18 protein-coding genes are annotated in these 18,569 nt (G+C 58.7%); 11 read left to right on the top strand and 7 right to left on the bottom strand.

The genetic code is table 11. The features are described from left to right. Positions 1 to 38 precede the first annotated feature (38 nt). Positions 39 to 1,823 carry a DEAD/DEAH box helicase gene (locus tag ACMXX3_RS00665; protein WP_421082896.1) on the top strand — a complete coding sequence of 595 codons (1,785 nt, stop codon included), beginning with the start codon at positions 39 to 41 and terminating at the stop codon, positions 1,821 to 1,823. A 110-nt stretch (positions 1,824 to 1,933) separates the two neighbouring features. Here the strand turns inward: ACMXX3_RS00665 and ACMXX3_RS00670 are convergent, their stop codons facing one another. Both ACMXX3_RS00670 and ACMXX3_RS00675 read right to left on the bottom strand, forming a co-directional pair. Then, a complete protein-coding gene (locus tag ACMXX3_RS00670) occupies positions 1,934 to 2,560 on the bottom strand; it encodes an isochorismatase family protein (RefSeq protein ID WP_421082897.1) in 627 nt (208 codons plus the stop codon). A 25-nt stretch (positions 2,561 to 2,585) separates the two neighbouring features. After that, positions 2,586 to 3,890, bottom strand: coding sequence for a nicotinate phosphoribosyltransferase (locus ACMXX3_RS00675; protein WP_421082898.1), 1,305 nt, complete (start codon positions 3,888 to 3,890; stop codon positions 2,586 to 2,588). Between the two features lie 128 nt (positions 3,891 to 4,018). On the opposite strand from ACMXX3_RS00675, the gene clpS reads away from it, so the two are divergent. The 7 genes from clpS to ACMXX3_RS00710 all read left to right on the top strand — a co-directional run bounded on the left by clpS (position 4,019) and on the right by ACMXX3_RS00710 (position 9,272). After that, positions 4,019 to 4,351 carry an ATP-dependent Clp protease adapter ClpS gene (gene clpS, locus ACMXX3_RS00680; RefSeq protein ID WP_421082899.1) on the top strand — a complete coding sequence of 111 codons (333 nt, stop codon included), beginning with the start codon at positions 4,019 to 4,021 and terminating at the stop codon, positions 4,349 to 4,351. A gap of 5 nt (positions 4,352 to 4,356) precedes the next feature. Then, positions 4,357 to 4,926 carry a DUF2017 domain-containing protein gene (locus ACMXX3_RS00685; RefSeq protein WP_421082900.1) on the top strand — a complete coding sequence of 190 codons (570 nt, stop codon included), beginning with the start codon at positions 4,357 to 4,359 and terminating at the stop codon, positions 4,924 to 4,926. A 128-nt stretch (positions 4,927 to 5,054) separates the two neighbouring features. Beyond that, complete coding sequence (gene murI, locus ACMXX3_RS00690; RefSeq protein WP_421083135.1) at positions 5,055 to 5,996, top strand: glutamate racemase; 942 nt, start codon at positions 5,055 to 5,057, stop codon at positions 5,994 to 5,996. A 40-nt stretch (positions 5,997 to 6,036) separates the two neighbouring features. After that, positions 6,037 to 6,900 (top strand): MBL fold metallo-hydrolase, encoded by an 864-nt coding sequence (locus tag ACMXX3_RS00695; RefSeq protein WP_421082901.1) that lies wholly within the window; start codon positions 6,037 to 6,039, stop codon positions 6,898 to 6,900. A gap of 95 nt (positions 6,901 to 6,995) precedes the next feature. Further along, positions 6,996 to 7,727, top strand: a complete 732-nt coding sequence (gene rph, locus ACMXX3_RS00700; RefSeq protein WP_421082902.1) for a ribonuclease PH — start codon at positions 6,996 to 6,998, stop codon at positions 7,725 to 7,727. Continuing rightward, a complete protein-coding gene (gene rdgB, locus ACMXX3_RS00705; protein ID WP_421082903.1) occupies positions 7,727 to 8,359 on the top strand; it encodes an RdgB/HAM1 family non-canonical purine NTP pyrophosphatase in 633 nt (210 codons plus the stop codon). The genes rph and rdgB overlap by 1 nt, the downstream gene beginning before the upstream one ends. A gap of 34 nt (positions 8,360 to 8,393) precedes the next feature. Further along, positions 8,394 to 9,272 (top strand): phosphotransferase family protein, encoded by an 879-nt coding sequence (locus ACMXX3_RS00710; RefSeq protein WP_421082904.1) that lies wholly within the window; start codon positions 8,394 to 8,396, stop codon positions 9,270 to 9,272. On the opposite strand, the gene ACMXX3_RS00715 is transcribed toward ACMXX3_RS00710, so the two are convergent. Beyond that, entirely contained in the window at positions 9,269 to 10,402 is a 1,134-nt protein-coding gene (locus ACMXX3_RS00715) for an ADP-ribosylglycohydrolase family protein (protein WP_421082905.1), read from the bottom strand. The genes ACMXX3_RS00710 and ACMXX3_RS00715 overlap by 4 nt on opposite strands. A gap of 49 nt (positions 10,403 to 10,451) precedes the next feature. Here ACMXX3_RS00715 and ACMXX3_RS00720 point away from each other — a divergent pair, with 49 nt between their 5' ends. Genes ACMXX3_RS00720 through ACMXX3_RS00730 form a run of 3 tightly spaced genes read left to right on the top strand, consistent with a single transcriptional unit; the run spans position 10,452 to position 16,110 of the window. Then, on the top strand, positions 10,452 to 11,597 hold the full coding sequence (locus ACMXX3_RS00720) for an exonuclease SbcCD subunit D (RefSeq protein ID WP_421082906.1): 1,146 nt from the start codon (positions 10,452 to 10,454) through the stop codon (positions 11,595 to 11,597). Next, entirely contained in the window at positions 11,594 to 14,725 is a 3,132-nt protein-coding gene (locus tag ACMXX3_RS00725) for an AAA family ATPase (RefSeq protein WP_421082907.1), read from the top strand. The genes ACMXX3_RS00720 and ACMXX3_RS00725 overlap by 4 nt, the downstream gene beginning before the upstream one ends. Beyond that, the gene (locus ACMXX3_RS00730) at positions 14,722 to 16,110 is read left to right on the top strand and encodes an MFS transporter (protein WP_421082908.1); all 1,389 of its coding nucleotides are present in this window, start codon (positions 14,722 to 14,724) and stop codon (positions 16,108 to 16,110) included. Before ACMXX3_RS00725 ends, ACMXX3_RS00730 begins: the two co-directional genes overlap by 4 nt. Positions 16,111 to 16,746: 636 nt before the next feature. Here ACMXX3_RS00730 and ACMXX3_RS00735 read toward each other — a convergent pair. The 4 genes from ACMXX3_RS00735 to ACMXX3_RS00750 are packed head-to-tail and all read right to left on the bottom strand — an operon-like array spanning position 16,747 to position 18,563. After that, a complete protein-coding gene (locus ACMXX3_RS00735; protein WP_421082909.1) occupies positions 16,747 to 17,061 on the bottom strand; it encodes a hypothetical protein in 315 nt (104 codons plus the stop codon). A gap of 50 nt (positions 17,062 to 17,111) precedes the next feature. Continuing rightward, positions 17,112 to 17,534 (bottom strand): hypothetical protein, encoded by a 423-nt coding sequence (locus tag ACMXX3_RS00740; RefSeq protein ID WP_421082910.1) that lies wholly within the window; start codon positions 17,532 to 17,534, stop codon positions 17,112 to 17,114. A gap of 46 nt (positions 17,535 to 17,580) precedes the next feature. Then, positions 17,581 to 17,991, bottom strand: a complete 411-nt coding sequence (locus ACMXX3_RS00745) for a hypothetical protein (RefSeq protein ID WP_421082911.1) — start codon at positions 17,989 to 17,991, stop codon at positions 17,581 to 17,583. After that, positions 17,991 to 18,563, bottom strand: a complete 573-nt coding sequence (locus ACMXX3_RS00750; RefSeq protein ID WP_421082912.1) for a hypothetical protein — start codon at positions 18,561 to 18,563, stop codon at positions 17,991 to 17,993. Before ACMXX3_RS00750 ends, ACMXX3_RS00745 begins: the two co-directional genes overlap by 1 nt. Between the last annotated feature and the right edge of the window lie 6 nt (positions 18,564 to 18,569).

Genomic DNA, 18,569 nt, shown 5'->3' on the forward strand with positions numbered 1-18,569 from the left:
CAAAACCTGGGGCACCACAGCGAGGGAAGGGACGAGACATGGACGAGAACCAGCTACCACTCTTTGGAGAAGGCACCAGCTCCCTCTCACCGGCCTACCCCGACCGCGCCGCCTGGGGAACCGCCCCTAAGCTCCGTGCCTGGCAGGCCGAGGCCATGACCAAGTATTTCACCGAGAACCCCCGCGACTTCATGGCCGTGGCAACCCCCGGTGCAGGTAAAACCACCTTTGCGCTCACCGTCGCCAAGGAACTCTTCAACCGCGGCACTATCAACCGCATGACCGTGGTAGCCCCCACTGACCACCTCAAACGCCAGTGGGCCGATGCTGCCGCCCGGGTTGGCATCTCCATCGACCCCAACTTCAAAAACTCCGACGGAACCACCGGCCGAGGCTACCAGGGCGTCGCCCTCACCTACGCCCAGGTTGCCAACAAGCCCATGCTGCACCGGGCCCGCACCGAGAACGGCCGCACCCTGGTGATTATGGACGAAATCCACCACGCCGGCGACTCTCTTTCCTGGGGCGACGGCCTGCGCGAAGCCTTTGAACCGGCCACCCGGCGCCTGGCCCTGACCGGTACCCCCTTCCGCTCCGACACCGCTGCTATTCCCTTCGTCCAGTACGAGGAGGACGCCGACGGCATCCGCCGCTCAAAGTCCGACTACTCCTACGGCTACGGGCCTGCCCTCAAAGACCACGTCGTGCGCCCCGTTATCTTCATGGCCTACTCAGGCCAGATGCGCTGGCGCACCTCCGCCGGTGAAGAAATGGCCGCCAACCTGGGGGAGGGCTTCACCAAGGACGTCACCGCCCAGGCTTGGCGCACCGCCCTCAACCCCGAGGGCGAATGGATCCCCACCGTGCTGGCCGCCGCCGACAAACGCCTGACCGAGGTGCGCCGCACCGTCCCCGACGCCGGTGGCCTGGTCATTGCCACCGATCACGCCGACGCCCGGGCCTATGCCAAACAGCTCCAAAAAATTACCGGCGAAAAACCCGCCCTGATTCTCTCCGACGACAAAGAAGCCTCCAACAATATTGAGGAATTCTCAGCGGGCCTGGCCCGCTGGATGGTTGCCGTCCGTATGGTATCCGAAGGTGTGGACGTTCCCCGCCTGGCCGTTGGCGTCTACGCCACCTCCACCTCCACCCCCCTCTTCTTCGCCCAGGCTATCGGCCGCTTCGTGCGCTCGCGCAAGCGCGGAGAAACCGCTTCGGTCTTCCTGCCTTCCGTACCCCAGCTCATGATGCTGGCTAACGAAATGGAAACTGAACGCGACCACGCCCTCGACCGCAAGGGAGCTACCGACGAGGTGGTCGACCCCCTCAACGAGGGTTTGGACGACCACCTGATTGAAGAAGCCAACAAGGAAGAGGTCGCCAGCGACCAGCTCACCCGCGGCAAATTCGAAGCCATTGGCTCCCAGGCCTCCTTCCACGGGGTGCTCTTTGACGGGGCAGAGTTCTCCACCGGCGGCCTTGAAGTTGGTTCGGACGAAGAGCAAGACTTCCTCGGTATCCCCGGACTGCTGGACGCTGACCAGGTAGGCACCCTGCTGCGGGCCCGACAAAAGGACCACGCAACCCGCCGACCGGCGTCCGCCGCCCCCCAGGTTGTTGACCACCGCCAGCTCAAAGACCTGCGGAACAAGCTGGCTAAAAACGTAGCAGCCTGGGCTGCCCGTACCGGCAAGCCCCACGGCTCAATCCACAACGAACTGCGCCGCATCTGCGGTGGGCCTGCCGTCGCCCAGGCCTCAGCCGAGCAGCTGCAAGCCCGCCTGGATAAACTGCAGGACTGGTTCGTGGGGCGGAAGTAGCCTCAAAGAGTTTGGACCACCTTCTGCTCAAAAAGTGCCTCACATAAGGCGATTTTTGAGCAGAAGATGGTCCAAAGTGCTTCGGGGGGGGGGGGGGGGGAGGGGAGAAGCTACAGAACCTCAGTCACCGTCACCCCGGCGTCCTCCAACTCACCGCTGACATCATCCAGGGAATCCTCATCCACCGGAGCCGTCAAATCAATCAGCACCCGAGTCTCATAACCGGCATCCACAGCATCCAACGCCGTAGCCTTGACACAGTAATCGGTGGCAATACCCACCACATCAACATCAGTGATATCGCGCTCAGCTAGCCAATCATCAAGAGAAACCTTGGGATCATCGTCCTTGGCCGGGGCCCCAGGCTCGCGCTCGCCGGTCATCACCGAATCTTCAGGAGCAAGCAGGCCCTCAAAACCCGAGTAAGCTGCCTCAAACTCACCCTTACGGAAGAAAGCCTCAATGTAATCGGTATCAAGGTCCTCGTGCAGCTCAGCACCCTCGGTCTCAGCCTTGCAATGAACCGGCCAAGAATCCTTGAAATCGGGGTTCTCAGAAAAGTGACTACCCGGATCAACATGCCAGTCCTGGGTTGCAACAATCGCCTCATAGCGGTCGTGGTAGTTCTCAACATACTCACTGATGAGGGCAGCTACCTCAGCGCCTCGCTCGGTTGCCAGCGAACCACCCTCACAAAAATCATTCTGAACATCAACAATAATAAGAGCCTTAGCCAATGTATTTTCCTCTTCTGTAGTTCTACTAGGAGACAAACTCGGTAGGGATCACCGGATCACCGGGGGACAGGCGGGCAGCTGCAGGGGGGAGCTCCTCCAGGGACCGGGCATGACGTTCAGCTGCTCGGCGGACGCCTTCAGCCCCGGTGAAGCCTGGCTGAATTACACCGTCGACCACCAAATCAACCATCAGGGGCCGGTCGTTCGAATCAGCCGGGGCGGTTGCATCCACTCCGATCACCTCAGCGGTAGCAATACCCCCAGCATTCAAGCGACGCACGGCAGACTTCTTGCCCCCCACTGAGCCCTTACCAGAAGAAGCCTTAGCAACAGGCTCCATCACCCCGTCAGAGTTTTCCCGCAAAACGACTTTATAGACCATCGAGGAGGTGGGGACGCCTGAGCCGGTCACCAGCTTGGTACCGACCCCATAGGTGTTGACAGGAGCTGCCGCCAGGGAGGCGATAGCGTATTCGTCCAGGTCAGAGGTTACAGTAATCTTGGTCTTTGTGTTGCCCAGGGAATCCAGAAGCTGGCGGACGGAGGCGGCTTGGGCCACTAAGTCACCAGAATCAAGGCGGACGGCGCCAAGGTCTGGGCCCGCCAGTTCAGTTGCCAGGCGGACAGCCTTTTCAACGTCGTAGGTATCGACCAGCAGGGTGGTTCCGACCCCCTGAGAGGCCAGCTGGGCCCGGAAGGCGTCTTCTTCAGAATCATGAAGCAGGGTGAAGGCATGGGCACTGGTACCCAGGGTATGCAGGCCGTACTGGCGGCCCGCTTCAAGGTTAGACGTACCGGTAAAGCCTGCAATCACGGCAGCCCGGGCTGCCGAGACTGCCGCCTGCTCATGGGCCCGCCGGGAACCCATCTCGATACAGGGCCGGTTGCCGGCAGCAATAGTCATGCGGGAGGCCGCGGTAGCTACCGCAGAGTCGTAATTCAAAATGGAGAGAATAAGGGTTTCCAAAAGGCAGGCTTCAGCGAAGGTGGCTTCAACCTGTAGGACGGGGGAGTAGGGGAAGAAGACCTCACCCTCGGCGTAGCCGCGAATAGTGCCCGTGAAACGGAAGTTCCGCAGGTACTCGATCGTTTCATCATTGACGACTTTGCGTTCGGCCAGATAGTCAATTTCTTCTGTGCCGAACTGGAAGTTTTTGAGGGCCTCAAGGAGACGGCCGGTACCAGCAAGGACGCCGTAGCGGCGGCCACCGGAGAGACGGCGGGCAAAGACCTCAAAGACGGTCTTTCGGTGGGCGGCACCTGAAGCGAGGGCAGCCTGGACCATGGTGAGTTCGTAATGGTCTGTGAGGAGTGAGGTTTTCTGAGTCACGGTACTACTCTAATGGTTTGGTGCTTCTACCTGCTAGTGAGCATTTATGATAGTAAGGGTAGGAGTAACCTTCAGTAGGTTTCTTCTATGCACACATTTTGATTCTTGACCGGGAGTTGATGGTTCAGATGAGTTCGGCGGTGAAGGCGGATCTTTCAATCGGTGGGGTAGATACCCTGCCTGATCTTGAGCGGTCTGTCTTTGAAGATACGATGATCAACAACCAGGCCCCCTGGACTGTTGTGGTTTGGGATGACCCGGTCAATCTCATGAGTTTTGTAACCTACGTCTTGAGAACCCAGTTTGGAATGAGCCAGGAAAAGGCCCACCAGCTGATGCTGAAAGTCCATCACGAGGGAAAAGCCGCGGTTTTCAGCGGCTCCAAAGAAGAAGCTGAACAGCACACCACTGCCCTCCACACCTGGGGCCTCTGGGCCACCTTCGAACGGGCCGGGGAGTAACAATCATGGCTAAACCCTTTACCTACACCCCCCGGGGCATCACCGCTAAATTCACCAGCGAAGAAGTCAGCATTCTCACCCGCCTCTTTGAGGACGTCGCCCTCACCCTGGAACCAGACCAAGACCCGGAAGCTGACCCGCTAGCGGCCATGGTGGGTATCTCAGAAAACGCATCCGTTCCCACCGACCCGGCTGTGGCCAGAATGCTCCCGGTAGCCAGCGACGACCCTGAAGTTGCCGACGAATACCGCCGCTATACAGACCTTTCCCTCAGGCAGGCCAAAATAGCCCACCTGTCCATGGCCGCCTTAGACGTCCAAGCTGGAACCGTTCACCTCAACACCGAACATGCCCGGGCCTGGGCAGGGGCCCTCAACGACGTCCGACTCACCCTTGGCTCCAGGCTTAACATAGCCAATGCTGATGATGCAGAACGTATCAGCCAACACCGAGACTGGGACTCCGTAGAAACAACCGAAGACTACATGGGCTTGATCTATAACTTCCTCACCTGGCTCCAGGACAGCCTGATGGAAGCCCTCACCCACAGCCTCGAAGCTGAAGAATCCCCCTAAATGTTTACGTTTTTATGACAAGCCGGTGACTGCCTACCCGTGACAGTCAACTCAAAATAAGATGAAGGTGCCAACGGAACCCGCCAGGGCACCAAATGTTAGCTAGTGTCAGGTCTACCATGAGTGAAATGAACCCCACCCTCGTTACCCCCTGGGGGTCCCAGGTGCTTGCCGAACCCACAGCCAGCGCTCCCATCGGTGTTTTCGACTCCGGGGTTGGAGGGCTCACCGTAGCCCGCGCCATCATGGACCAGCTACCCCACGAATCAATCATCTACGTCGGCGACACCGCCCACGGCCCCTACGGGCCCCTCACGATTGCCCAGGTAAGAGCCCACGCCCTGCGGATCATGGACGAGCTGGTGGACTCCGGGGTTAAACTCCTGGTCATTGCCTGCAACACCGCCTCGGCTGCCGTGTTGCGGGACGCCCGCGAGCGCTATACCCGCAAGTACGGGATCCAGGTGGTTGAGGTGATCCAGCCAGCTGCCCGCCGGGCTGTTGCCGCTACCCGCAACCGAAAAATCGGTGTCATTGCAACCGAAGCGACCGTGACCTCCCACGCCTACGAAGATACTTTTGCGGTGATGAGCGACCTGGAAATCCACTCGGTTGCCTGCCCGCGTTTCGTTGAATTCGTGGAGAAGGGGATTACCTCAGGCCCTGAACTTCTTGAAACTGCCGAAGCCTACCTGGCCCCCCTTAAAGAAGCCGGCGTTGACACCCTGGTGCTCGGCTGCACCCACTACCCTTTGCTTACCGGCGTTATTTCCTACATCATGGGCGACGACGTTACCCTAGTCTCCTCCTCCGAAGAGTCAGCCAAGGACGTCTACAAGGCCCTGCTCAAAGCTGGTTTGGAACGTCCTGCAACCCTGCCGCCCTCCCACGAATTCCTGGCTACTGGGGAAACAGAACTTTTTGAAAATCTAGCCCGCCGCTTCTTGGGCCCGGAGGTCGCTACCGTCCGCCACACTGATTCTGTGGCTGAACGATTCCCGACCGGCTCCCTGGCCATTATTCCCCCAGAACTCATCAAACCCCAGGTCACTATCACCACCCCACACTAATTCTTATTCCCCCTCGAACACACACTAAAGGATTCGACCCATGCAACTGACAGTCATAGGCTGTACCGGCTCCTTCCCCGGACCCAACGCAGCAGCTAGCTGCTACATGGTCTCGACCATCGACGACCTTGGAAAGACCTGGCGGATTATTGTCGATATGGGCAACGGCGCCCTGGGCACCTTGCAGACCCACATTAACCTAGAAGACATTGACGCGATCCTCATCTCCCACCTGCACCCTGACCACTGCATAGATCTCTCCGGCCTGCACGTTGCGGTCAAATGGAACCCTAACGGCTGGCCAAAAGGCCCCATTCCGCTCTACGGGCCCAGTGACATCCACCAGTACCTCGTCAACACTCACGGTCTGCCCCTAGAGCCCGGTATGCACACCGAGTTTGAATTTCACGAGTGGTCTAACCATTCAGAAGTCAAAATTGGCCCCTTTACCGTCACCCCCCACGTTGTCGTCCACCCCACTGTTGAACCCTATGCCCTGCGGATTGAATGCGAAACCAGCGAAGGTAGAACCGTGCTCACCTACTCGGGGGACACCGACTCCTGCATCGGCCTGATTGAAGCTGCCCGCGATGCTGACCTCTTCCTCTGTGAAGCTGCCTATCAGGAGGGCCGCGACGACGCCCTGCGCGGGATCCACCTGACCGGAAAGCGGGCCGGTGAGGCAGCCGCTGAAGCAGGCGTTAGGAACCTCTTGCTCACCCACCTGCCCATCTGGAACGACCCGGCTGTTGCCCTGGCCGAAGCCCAAGAAGTCTTCTCAGGGCCTATCTCGGTAGCAGAGGCCTCCGCCACCTACCGGGTCAACCCCCGGCGCTCGCCCGAAGAGTATGCGGCAAATCCCATGACCACAACCCTCAACGTCATCTCCCGCCACCCCCACTAGCTCCTCAGCCCATACCCGCAACACGAGGGTAAGGCTGCAGTTTCTACCCCGTCTAAACCCCTCAACCCACTAATCTGATAGGTATGACACACAGTATGGCAACTACTCGCGCCGACGGCCGCACCCCCGACCAGCTCCGCCCCATTACAGTGACCCGCGGCTGGGCGAAGAATGCAGAGGGCTCAGCCCTGATCGAGTTCGGAAATACCCGGGTGCTCTGCACCGCCTCCTTCACCGAAGGCGTCCCCCGCTGGCTCAAGGGCCAGGGAACCGGCTGGGTCACTGCCGAATACGCCATGCTTCCCCGCGCCACCAACACCCGCAACTCCCGCGAATCCGTCAAGGGCAAAATCGGGGGCCGCACCCACGAGATTTCCCGCCTGATCGGCCGCTCCCTGCGAGCTGTCATTGACACCGCTGAGCTTGGTGAAAATACCATCGTTTTGGACTGCGACGTCCTACAGGCTGACGGTGGCACCCGTACCGCAGCGATTACCGGGGCCTATATTGCTCTTGCTGACTCCATTGCCTGGGCCAAGAAAGAGGGAATTATCCCCGCCAAGTCCCAGCCTTTGACCGGTTCTGTTGCCGCTATCTCGGTGGGTATTATTGACGGCACCCCCATGCTGGATCTGCCCTACGAAGAGGACGTCCGCGCTGAAACTGACATGAACGTCGTTGTCACCGGCGAGGGTAAGTTCGTTGAGGTCCAGGGTACCGCCGAAGGCGCCCCCTTTGACCGCGACGAACTGAACTCCCTGCTCGATTTGGCCCTGCACGGCACAGCCCAGCTGGCCCAGATTCAGAAAGAAGCCCTGGAGAACTAATGCCTGTCAAGATCGTTCTTGCCACCCATAACCAGGGTAAACTGCGCGAATTTCGTGAACTTTTGCGCGGGGCTATTGAGGGGTTGGACGTCGATACCGAGGTTATCGACGCAGCGACCGCAGGTGCCCCTGACGTGGTAGAAACCGGCCTTACCTTCGCGGAAAACTCCCTCCTCAAAGCCCGGGCCGTGGCAGAAGCCACCGGCCTGATTGCTGTGGCTGATGACTCCGGTCTGGCCGTGGACGTCCTCCACGGGGCCCCCGGTATTTTCAGCGCACGCTGGGCTGGGCGCCACGGGGACGACGCCGCCAACCTCAACCTCCTGCTGGCCCAGCTCTCGGATATTCCAGCTGAACACCGCGGCGCCAAGTTTGTCTGTGCAGCCTCTATGGCAACCCCGGCAGGGGTTAGCGCTGTTGAGCACGGAGAGCTACCCGGTACCCTGGCCACCGAACCGAGGGGAGAGGCCGGGTTCGGTTACGACCCTATCCTCCTTGCCTCCGGCTTCACCGGGGAGTACGCTGGTCTGTCCTGCGCCCAGGTGCCTGCAGAGGTGAAAAATGCTATCAGCCACCGGGCCAAAGCCCTGGCTAAGCTCCTGCCCCACCTCAAGGCAGCCCTCGAAAACTAACCCGTAGCATTCGCACCCGCACAGAAGGTACCCTATGGCAGCGCACCTTGCACAACTGGAACAGATGAAGGCCCTTCCGGTCGTGACAGCCGTGATGGACCAGGCCGGCCTGAGCATTCCCCAGGACCGCTGGGACATTCGGACGACCGGGAGCGCCCACCTGATCGTCAATATGGGGGCTGAGCTCAGTGTGCGCGTCGCCAAAACCCAGAAGACCGGGCACCTGGTGGCCCGCCGGACCGAAATCCTGCGCCGTCTGCCCTATAACCTGCCCTTTGAAGTGCCCCGCCCTATCACCCGGGTCATTACCAGAAACGGGTACACGGCAGTGGGCCTCACCTGGATTAAGGGCGAACCCCGCCTGCAGGGGGCTGCCCCTCCCAAACAGCTAGCCAGCCTCCTCAAAGCGATTCACGATATTGACTACGGTGGTTATGGGCCCTACCTCGATATGGTTCACGAACACTGGGGCGGCCGGGAAAACTGGGATGACTACCTCAAATCTCAGGTGATTCCGCTGCTGCTTCGCAACGCCCAAAAAGTTGCCCTGGCCGCGGTGGACCGCGTCCTTGCCCTGGAACCGGTTGAGCCCTGCCTGGTTCACGGGGATTTAGCTGGCCACAATATCTTGTGGAACGGCGACAAAATCGTCGGCGTCATTGACTGGGACCATGCTTCCGTTGGGGATCCTGCCATTGACCATGCTTCTCTTGGTAACTACTACGGCTGGGATTCCCTGGCCAAGGCCCTGACCGACGAGCAGCTGAACCGGGCTAAAATTGTTGCCCGCCTGCTGCCCCTGCAGTCTCTGGCCTACACCATGCGCAATGGAATGGGCGGGGCTATCGAACGCCTGGCCATTGAACGGGCCGACGAATGGTACCTGGACCACCGGGAGGAGATCCTGGATTAGAGTCCCAGCTGCTTGAACCAGGCCGCTTCAACGAGGTCCAGGGCATCTTGGGCATCGAGGTGGGTCAACAGGGCCTGGGGGAGAACCGCCTCAGTCCCCAGAGCCCCGAGCATGGAGCCTACCAGGGCAGCGATGGAATCTGAGTCGCCGTCGACGGCAAGAGCATCAGCCAGGGCGCTCATCAAAAGATCGGGGGCGGACGTATCCGCCCCGGCCTCTAGATTTGTTTCTGCGGTTAGGGCCAGGTAGAGGGCATACCCAAGGCAGTCGGGGGCAAGCACCAGGTTTCCGAAGTGAATCTGGGCCTCGGACGCAGGGGCCTTGGTTTCTGAGATTTGCAGGGCATTCCTCAGGGCTTCAGCGGTGAGTTCACCGGTGCCGGGTAAGGCCTGGGAATCTTTGACCCCGGCTAACCAGATTAGAACCTGCTCCACGGCGGTGCGAAGGGGGCTGGCCAGGGTAGTCTCGTGGGAACCGAGCAGGTACCGGATCAGCAGGGCGTAGGCACTGGCAGAAATGATCGCCTCGGGGTGGCCGTGGGTGAGGGCTGCTGCGTGGGCTGATAGCTTAATGACGGTTGCGTCGTCCTCTACCGGTAGGTAGCCGAAGGGGGCAGAGCGCATGAGGGCCCCTGTGCCGAGTGCTTCAGGGTTCACGTTCTTAGAGATGAACTGCATTTCCCCCTCAGCTAGGGCCGCTAGGGTCGCTTTGCCGGGGCCCCGCTGCTGACGCATCACTTCTAGACTATCGAGCGGGCGGGGGAGGGAGAAGGGCGCTGTTTCAGGGGCCGGGTGGCCGGTGCCGGTGTACCAGCGCAGGTATGCTAACCAGATGCAGGCCAGCTCGTCGGCAGCTTGTCCCTCATTGTTCCACTCCAGTACTTCGGTCAGGCCGTCTAAGGTTGCCAGGGTCAGCTGGGTATCGTCAGAAATTTTTAGGGGTTGGCTGGCCAGGGCCGCAATCAGCTCCTGGGGGGAGTCGCAACCGAAAGTCTCAAACATCTGGGCCCGGGTGAGGGTCTCAACCGGGTAGCCCAGGGCGTCCCCGAGGGCTGTGCCGTAGAGGCAGCCGCGCAGGGCGGCCCGGTAGGTCGGGGAGAGGGCATTGGGGGCGGGAAAAACTGGGCTCATACCCCCTATTCTAAAACCCTGCCGCCACCTGCCCTATTAGACTGGGCTTATGCGTATCTTGCACACCTCTGATTGGCACCTGGGCCGCACCTTTCACGGCACTTCCCTGCACGACCTTGCCGGGCGGGTGCTCGATGAACTGATTGACCTTGTCACCACAGAAAAAATAGATGTGGTACTGGTCAGCGGTGACGTCTATGACCAGGCCCAGCCCCGGCCAGAGACTGTGCGCCTGCTCGATTCCGTCTTCACCCGGCTCACTGCTCTTGGAACCCAGGTTATTGCAATCAGCGGCAACCACGACTCGGCGGTGCGCCTGGGCTTTGGCTCATCTATGCTGGCCGCCTCCGGCCTGCACCTGGTGACCTCCCCTGAGCAGGTAGGCACCCCGATTGAGATAGAGAAGGACGGGGCCCGCGTCGGCTTCTACGGTATTCCCTACCTAGAGCCGCGCCCCACAGCCGAGCTGTGGGGGACTGAGGCCAGCCACACGGCCGTCCTAACCGAAGCCATGCACCGGATCCAAGAGAACGCCCAGGGGCAGGACTATGCTGCTACCGTTGTGCTCTCCCATTGCTTTGCCACCGGCGGGGAGGGCTCAGACTCTGAACGGGACATCAGCGTCGGCGGGGCTATCAGCGCCCCGGCCTCCATTTTCAGTCGGGCAACCTACACCGCCCTTGGCCACCTGCATGGCAAACAGAAAATCACCGAGTCAGTGCGGTATTCAGGATCCCTCCTAGCCTATTCCTTTAGCGAGAAAAACCACCGCAAGGGGGCCTGGATTATTGACCTGGACGCCCAGGGTAAGGCCGACACCACCGAATACCACTGGAAGAACCACCTAGCCCTGGCCACCCTGCGAGGCCCCCTGGCAGAAATCCTGTCAGAGGATTATCAGGACCGCTACCGCAACGCTTTCCTGAGCATCACCCTAACCGACCCCGAACGTCCTGCCCAAGCCCTTGAACAGCTACGAGCTGCCTACGATAACGTCCACGAACTCTACTTCGAACCAGTTGGGGTAGCAGACCGGCCTACCCACAGCTACCGGCGTACATCTACGGCCCAAAGCCCAGAAGCTATCTGCGACTCCTTCTTCACCCATGTGCGGGATCGGGCCCTGAACGAAGAGGAAAAAACTTTCCTCCGCTCAATCCTTGAAGAAGTACGCCTCACAGGAGCCTCAGCATGAGACTGCACCACCTCACCCTCACCGCCTACGGCCCCTTCGCCGGCACCGTCAGCATCGATTTCGATGACCTCAACCGAGAGGGTATCTTCCTACTCAATGGGCCTACAGGATCCGGAAAATCATCCATTCTGGATGCCATCTGTTTTGCCCTCTACGGCTCCACCGCCTCCGGCCGGAAGGACCTCAAATCCCGCTTTGCCGACCCCTCCCAGAAGCCTGAAGTAGAGCTGGTCTGCACGATCGCAGGTAAGCGCTACAGGATCGTCCGTAACCCTGAGTATGTGAGGCCAGGCAAGCGAAAGAACTCGGGGCTGCAAAAGGAAAACGCCAAAGTCCTGATTCAGACCCTGGACCGGGTGACCGGAGAATCCACACCTGACCCGGCCATTACCCGGATTGATGAGGCCGCAACCTTCATACTGGAGAAAATGGGCTTGACCGCAGCCCAATTCAACCAGGTCATGCTCTTGCCCCAGGGCCAGTTCCAACAGTTTCTGACGGCGACATCGGCTGACCGGGAGAAACTGCTACGCCAGCTTTTCGGGGCTGAAGACTACCAGCGTATCGAAGAGACCCTGAAAGACCACGCCAGAAAAGCCCAGGACGCTGCTTCCCAGGCCACCGTCAAACGTGATGCTGACATGAACAGGGTCCAACGAGCCCTTGCCAGTACAGCTATCGAGCAGGCTAGGGACCTCTTAGGTATCAAAGACCTGGCTGACCATGAGGCACTAGAACAGGAAGCGCCAACCTCAGAACCTACTAGCCTCCTGGCCCTAGCTGCTACCTGCAGCGCTGACATCGAAGAACTCCGCAACAACCTTGAAGGGGCCCTGGCCGAGAAGACGGCCCTGCTCGAAGATCTGGCAGACCGCAAGAAGAACCTCGCCCAAGAAATAGACCACTGGCAGGAATACAACCGGCTCACCACCCTCCAGGAAGAGCTTCACAACCAGAAACCAACCATAGACCAGCACAACCATGCCCTGTCCCGCCACCGGGCAGCAGAGCTGGTGGGCCCTTTCATGACGGCAGCCCGCCGCGCCGAAACTGCCCTGGCCGAAGCCCACCAGCGGGCCGAACTGGCCCGAAACCAGGCTGCTGACTCCATCCGGGCAGCCCAGGAGCTGCTGAGCGGCCCCGCCCTAGAAACCGACCTGCTCACCCAAGCCAGCGGCCTGGTCCACCGGGAGCTAACAGAGGACGTCCTTCTGGACTTTAGCAGGCAGGCTGAGGAAACAATCCAAGCCCTAGCCAACTTCCACCGGGATGAGCTCTTACGGGCTGATACCGCCCAAAAGTACGAGGTCGCCCGCACCCACCTCGCCCAGGCCCAGCACAAGCTAACAGCTGCCCTTGAAACCCAGAAAAACCTCGAAGAGAGCATGGCAGCAGATCGAGCCGCCTATGAAGAGGTCGACCTTGCCCCCGTCCATTACGAAACCGCCCAGGCAGACCTGGCAGCTGCCCAACAGGCTCTAGCCCAAGCCAAGAAACTCACCCAGGCCCGCAAGAAAACAGAAGCCACAGCTGCCGCAGCAAGCTCTGCCGAAGCGAAACGCCGTCAGGTAGCGCATGAATACGAAACCCTGCAAAGGCAACGCTTTGAAAACGCTGCCCACACCCTAGCCCTAGCCCTCACCCCCGGGCAGCCCTGTGCCGTCTGCGGATCAGAAAACCACCCCAACCCCGCCACCGAAAACGGCCGGGCTGTTACCGACATCGAGCTAGAGACAGCCGCTACAGCCCGGGCAGCTGCAGAAGAACAAGCCACCAGAGCCCTGGCCGAGCACGCAACAGCAAGCGGGGCCCTGGCCCAGCTCATCGACAACGGCGCCCCGGAACCGGACGCTGCCGCCTCCGCCCACCAGGCTGCCGAAGCCAAACTAGCAAAAGCCCAAACGGCCCTTGCCCAGCGAAAGGCCCTGGCCGTCCGTCTGCAGGAAACCGAGACTAAACTGCAGAAGGCAACCGCCAACGTCACCGACTGCCAGCAGGCCATCATTACCAGCCAAAGCCAGCTAGAAACCCACTCTTCAACCATGACAACTCTGGAAGAAGCCCTAGCACCCCACCGGCAGCAGCTGCCCTTCAACCAACGGGCCAGCAGACTACAACACATCACCAGCCACCTGAACCAGATTCTCACCGCCCAGACAGAGCACGGAAGATACCAGGAGCAGGCAACCAGCACCCAGCAAGAACTGCACCAAGCCCTGAAAGAATCTCCCTTCTCGGATACAGCAGAAGCAACTGCCGCCCTCCTCCCCCCGGCAACAGCCGCCACCTACGAGGCAAGCGTCACAGAGCACCGTAACCAAACCCTGAGCGTCCAAGCCCTCCTGGGCAACGACAGCATGAAGCAGATCAGAAAGCTCCAGCAGACCGGCCGCACAGCCCCCAACCAGGCTGACCTCGACCAGCTGAGCCACCAGCTGACAGAAGCTCGCCAAGAGCGCGACCGGCTCATGACCACCTCCACCCGCCTCACCACCCTCAGCGAGGAACTCCTCGACGCCAGGGCCGACCTCGCCCGCTCTATCAGCCACAACCAAAAACTTATCGAAGACGCCCACCTCAAAAAGCAACTGGCAGACGTAGCCAACGGCCTGAGCCACGACAACCGCCTCCGCATGACCCTCTCCACCTACGTCCTTGCCTTCCAACTCTCAGAAGTAGCCGAAGCCGCCAGCGACCACCTCCAACGCATGACCCACGGCCGCTACCGCCTAGAACACACCGACGAATCCGACGGCCGCACCCGCAAATCAGGCCTCGGCCTCAACGTCTTCGACGCCTGGCACAACGCCGCCCGCAAACCCGACTCCCTCTCCGGGGGAGAGACCTTCATGGCCTCCCTTGCCCTCGCCCTCGGCCTAGCCGACGTCGTCCAAGCAGCAAACGGCGGAATCGACATCGATACCCTTTTCGTCGACGAAGGATTCGGCTCCCTCGACGACGAAACCCTGGAAGAAGTCATGGCCACCATCGACGACCTGCGCGAAGGAGGCCGCGTCATCGGCCTCATCTCCCACGTCGCCGAAATGAAAAACCGCATCACCAAACACATCCAGCTGGCCACCTCCCCGCAAGGATCCCACCTGGTCACTGAGCAAGGAGCCCTGTGAGCCCCCATCGGAACCCCCGCAACCGGAGCAACTCGCCCCTTGCCGGCATCGGCTACCGCCGATACCGCAAACGCACCACAGAACCAGCCGAAACCCTCGGCAGCAGCATGAAGGACGGGGTCGGCCGCCTGAGCGTATCGGCCAAGTACGCCCGCACCCGCATCCAGGGCATCCTGCTGGCCCACGGCTGGCACTTCCTCATCTTCTCCCTACTCATGCGCCTGCCCACCGCCATGGTCATGCTAGCTGTCATGATGATGCTCTCAGACCAAAACCGCGAAGCCACCCTCGGAGGCTACGCAGCAGGAACCGTCGGCCTCGGAGCTGCCCTCATGATCCCGGTCTACCGCTCCATCTCAGACCGCTGGGGCCAACGCAGGATTTTCTTCACCATCACCCTGCTCAACATCCTGGCCCTGCTCTGGCTCATGCTCGAATCCCTAAGATTTAGCGAAAGCACCGACGGCTCAATCCCCAGGTTCCTCGTCGCCTGCGCCCTCTCAGGCCTCACCACCGTGCCCTTAGGCACCGTCATGCGAAGCTACTGGTCAGCCGAATACCAAGCCACCAAAGACCGCCGAAAACTCAACGCCAGCATCTCACTCGAAACCATGTTTGACGTCACGGCGATACCCGCAGGCGCAGCCCTCGCAGGCATCACCACCCTTGCCCTCACCGCCCAATTCACCCTCTTTGCGGTCATCCTCATCAACGTCCTAGGCCTCCTCATGCTCCTGTGGCGGCCAGAAAACCTCCCCATCGAAACCCGCGTCGTCTCCGACAACCCCCGCAAGCCCCTCCGCGGCGGCAACCGAAGCCTCATCTGGATCCCCCAAGTAGGCAGCGTCTTCCTCGGCCTATCCCTCGGAGCAACCCAGGCCTCCATCGTCTCCTTCACCATCTCAACCGACCAGATGGAAGTCACCGGCTTCCTCATCGCCCTCCTCGGCGTATCAGCCGTAGCTGCCGCCCTCTTCGTCATCTTCGAACGCCTTCCCATGTTCGGCTGGAGCGCCTGGATCATCAGCGGAATCTTCCTGACCATCACATCCATGATGCTCTCCCTACCCGTTTCCACCTTGGGCATGATCCCGGCCCTCATCGGCATGGGACTGGCCTACGGGATCTGCCTGGTCACCATGGACTCCATTACTGCCAGCCTCACTGCCCGCCACAACCTGGATTTGGCGCTCGCAACCCTTCAGGCCAGCTCCCTGGGCGGGATTGCTGTGGGCTTCGTCTGGGCCGCTGACCTCAGTGGCCTCTACAACTACCAGGTTGCCCTTTTGGTACCTATTTTGGCTGCCGTGATTTATTTCTGCTTCGGCCATTTATACGGCTTCCGCTGGCGCCGGGCCTACGAGGAGCGCCTGAGCCTGCTGTAGGCTTTCATGGTGGCAACAGAAGCGGCTCCGGTACCGTGTAGGTACCGGAGCCGCTGGGTGTTTTGTCGGGGTTGGTGGTGAGGAATTGGGTACGTTCTTGGGTGTTCAAGTTGCTGATAGTTTTAGCAGCTTTTGCCAGTCCCTCGGGGCCTAGCTCCTTGTAGAGGTTTCGGAGGGCTTTGAGCTGGTCTGGGTTTTTACTAGCTTGGCGTCTTTGATGATTTGCCACCTGGTGCGGGGTGGGAGCGGAAACTGGGGTGCGTTGGAGGGTCTGCCTTAGATCCCTGTGGTGAGCTAATGCAATAGTCCTGCGGGTATTGGGGTCACTGGTGTCGCACGTCAGTAGGGTACAGATGTGTTCGATTAGGGCCGTTTTGGGATTGGTCATGTGGTGTTCCTCCTTGTAGCTGGAATATAAAAGTGATGCGAAATGATGAAAGCCGTGCCCTCATACGAATATAAGGGCACGGCTTTACTACCAGGCTTAAAGGTAAGAGACTGGAAGCTATTGACTAAGGTCTAGCCCCTCAATACCAACAATGTCAGTATCTGAAAAAGGGAATTGCCAATAACCAACATCCATTGTCACCGTCTGACCCTCTAAAAGATCAATACGATCAGCAACTTCGTCATGGTTCAGTCCATTGAGGGGCCGTAATATCTCATGCCCTCGCAGTCAGGGCTTTTAACATAAATATAATAACTACTAGAGTAGGACTTGGAACCAGATGAGCCCGCAGCTGCCCCTGAAATAGTGCATTCTTTTTCGTAGTTGAAGATTTTGTTGAAGGGGGTGGCAAATAATAGTGAAGTGATACTAAATACCATAGGCCCAACAAGCAATAAGAAAAGAAAACCAGCAAAAATCCTCCCCTGAAGAGTCTTAGCCCTGCCAGTACCCACCGGGGATTCTTCAACATCTGAGTCGTTTATCTTTGATGTCTCGTTCACTTTCATTCCTCTTAGCACTCTCATTTATTATAGCATTTTCCACCAATTCACTATCTGATGGGATGCCCTTCGAGATCAGCAGCTTTCGCCTCATAGGGCCATGTGAACAAGCGGATTGGACCAACATAAAAACGAACTCTCTCGTTCTTTTTCTTATTCAATTCATCGGCTAGATCCTGCGCTCTATCAAAACCATCGTTGTACATTCGTACAAAAACAATAGTTCCACACTCTTGTGTCTCAACGGTCACACTTGGGGTTGAAGCCGAGGTTTTCACGCCACCGCCTCCGTTACTTCCAGTAGCACTGATGACCGTGCAATCAATCGGGCGATCGAAGTTTAAATTGATTAGATAATACCCGCCTGTAATAATCAAAAACCCAACAAGAATAAAAGTGAACAATTTACCGCCAGGTCTATGATTAGTTTCCTGCTTTACGAGCTGATTATTTTCTTCATTGTTGTTTTTCATACGCTACCATCTTTCACTCTATTAGCACACCTGGCACATCACAAACCTACAAACGATACCCATACCCATCCACAGCATCCCCCTCAGCAGGCAACTGAAAAGGAGGAAACACCAACACAACCTGCCGCCCCCGATACCCATCCAACTCAGCGGCCATCTCATCCCAAGACCCAGCAGGAGAGGGAGACAATACTTTCGACACATAGACAGTTCCGCACTCCTGTGTACGAATCTTCAATTTAGTGCTGGAAGTTGATCGACCACCAGTACCACTACGACTACTTGAAACCTCAGCAGAGACAATGGTGCACTGCTGATCCACAGCATTAGCCTGCCGGTACTTTTCCCCCAACGGAATACCCACAAAGGTCAACAAACCCAAAATGATGAAAATAATCGACAAAATAAGTCCCCGACGAGAACCCGCCTGCGAACCACCCTTACTCTTTTGCATCATTACTCCCCTACCTGCCTAGGTGTCGCCACCCGAATACTATCAGCAGCACCAGAACTCACCATCCCAGAACCACCGCTCACAGCAGACTTGACGCCACCCTTCAAAGCATTAGTCTTCATCTCTTCTTCCTGGGGAGGCACCGCATACCCGTACCCCAGTGCGTAATCTCCCTCGGCCGGTAGCTGAAAGGGCGGGAACACCAGCGTAACCTGCTGCCCCCGATACCCATCCAACTCAGCAGCCATCTCATCCCAAGACCCAGCAGGAGAAGGAGACAAAACTTTCGACACGTAGACAGTTCCGCACTCCTGCGTACGAATCTTCAACTCAGTGCTGGAAGTTGATAACCCGCCAGTGCCACTGCGATTATTGAAGACTTCCGCAGAAATGATAGTGCACGTCTTATCGATAGGATTCTTTTGGCTATATGCGTTATACAACGGAACGCCAATCATAGATGAAACACTAAGGAACACAATGCTCAACAGGCAAATAGAAATCCACTTTCTGGGCTTTCTATTTCCTTTTTCATTTACTGCACCGGTATAAAATATGCTTGTTTTTCTACTCATTAAGAC

The organism is Rothia nasimurium (assembly GCF_049068285.1).
In the GTDB taxonomy this organism is placed as follows: Bacteria; Actinomycetota; Actinomycetes; order Actinomycetales; family Micrococcaceae; genus Rothia; species Rothia nasimurium_I.

Bases quoted from the DNA above. Each gene is read 5' to 3' on its own strand.
- ACMXX3_RS00685 (WP_421082900.1), top strand. From the start codon at position 4,357: ATGGCTAAACCCTTTACCTACACCCCCCGGGGCATCACCGCTAAATTC.
- clpS (WP_421082899.1), top strand. From the start codon at position 4,019: ATGAGTTCGGCGGTGAAGGCGGATCTTTCAATCGGTGGGGTAGATACC.
- rph (WP_421082902.1), top strand. From the start codon at position 6,996: ATGGCAACTACTCGCGCCGACGGCCGCACCCCCGACCAGCTCCGCCCC.
- ACMXX3_RS00665 (WP_421082896.1), top strand. From the start codon at position 39: ATGGACGAGAACCAGCTACCACTCTTTGGAGAAGGCACCAGCTCCCTC.
- ACMXX3_RS00695 (WP_421082901.1), top strand. From the start codon at position 6,037: ATGCAACTGACAGTCATAGGCTGTACCGGCTCCTTCCCCGGACCCAAC.
- murI (WP_421083135.1), top strand. From the start codon at position 5,055: ATGAACCCCACCCTCGTTACCCCCTGGGGGTCCCAGGTGCTTGCCGAA.
- ACMXX3_RS00720 (WP_421082906.1), top strand. From the start codon at position 10,452: ATGCGTATCTTGCACACCTCTGATTGGCACCTGGGCCGCACCTTTCAC.
- ACMXX3_RS00740 (WP_421082910.1), bottom strand. From the start codon at position 17,534: ATGAAAAACAACAATGAAGAAAATAATCAGCTCGTAAAGCAGGAAACT.
- ACMXX3_RS00750 (WP_421082912.1), bottom strand. From the start codon at position 18,563: ATGAGTAGAAAAACAAGCATATTTTATACCGGTGCAGTAAATGAAAAA.
- rdgB (WP_421082903.1), top strand. From the start codon at position 7,727: ATGCCTGTCAAGATCGTTCTTGCCACCCATAACCAGGGTAAACTGCGC.
- ACMXX3_RS00715 (WP_421082905.1), bottom strand. From the start codon at position 10,402: ATGAGCCCAGTTTTTCCCGCCCCCAATGCCCTCTCCCCGACCTACCGG.
- ACMXX3_RS00745 (WP_421082911.1), bottom strand. From the start codon at position 17,991: ATGATGCAAAAGAGTAAGGGTGGTTCGCAGGCGGGTTCTCGTCGGGGA.
- ACMXX3_RS00725 (WP_421082907.1), top strand. From the start codon at position 11,594: ATGAGACTGCACCACCTCACCCTCACCGCCTACGGCCCCTTCGCCGGC.
- ACMXX3_RS00710 (WP_421082904.1), top strand. From the start codon at position 8,394: ATGGCAGCGCACCTTGCACAACTGGAACAGATGAAGGCCCTTCCGGTC.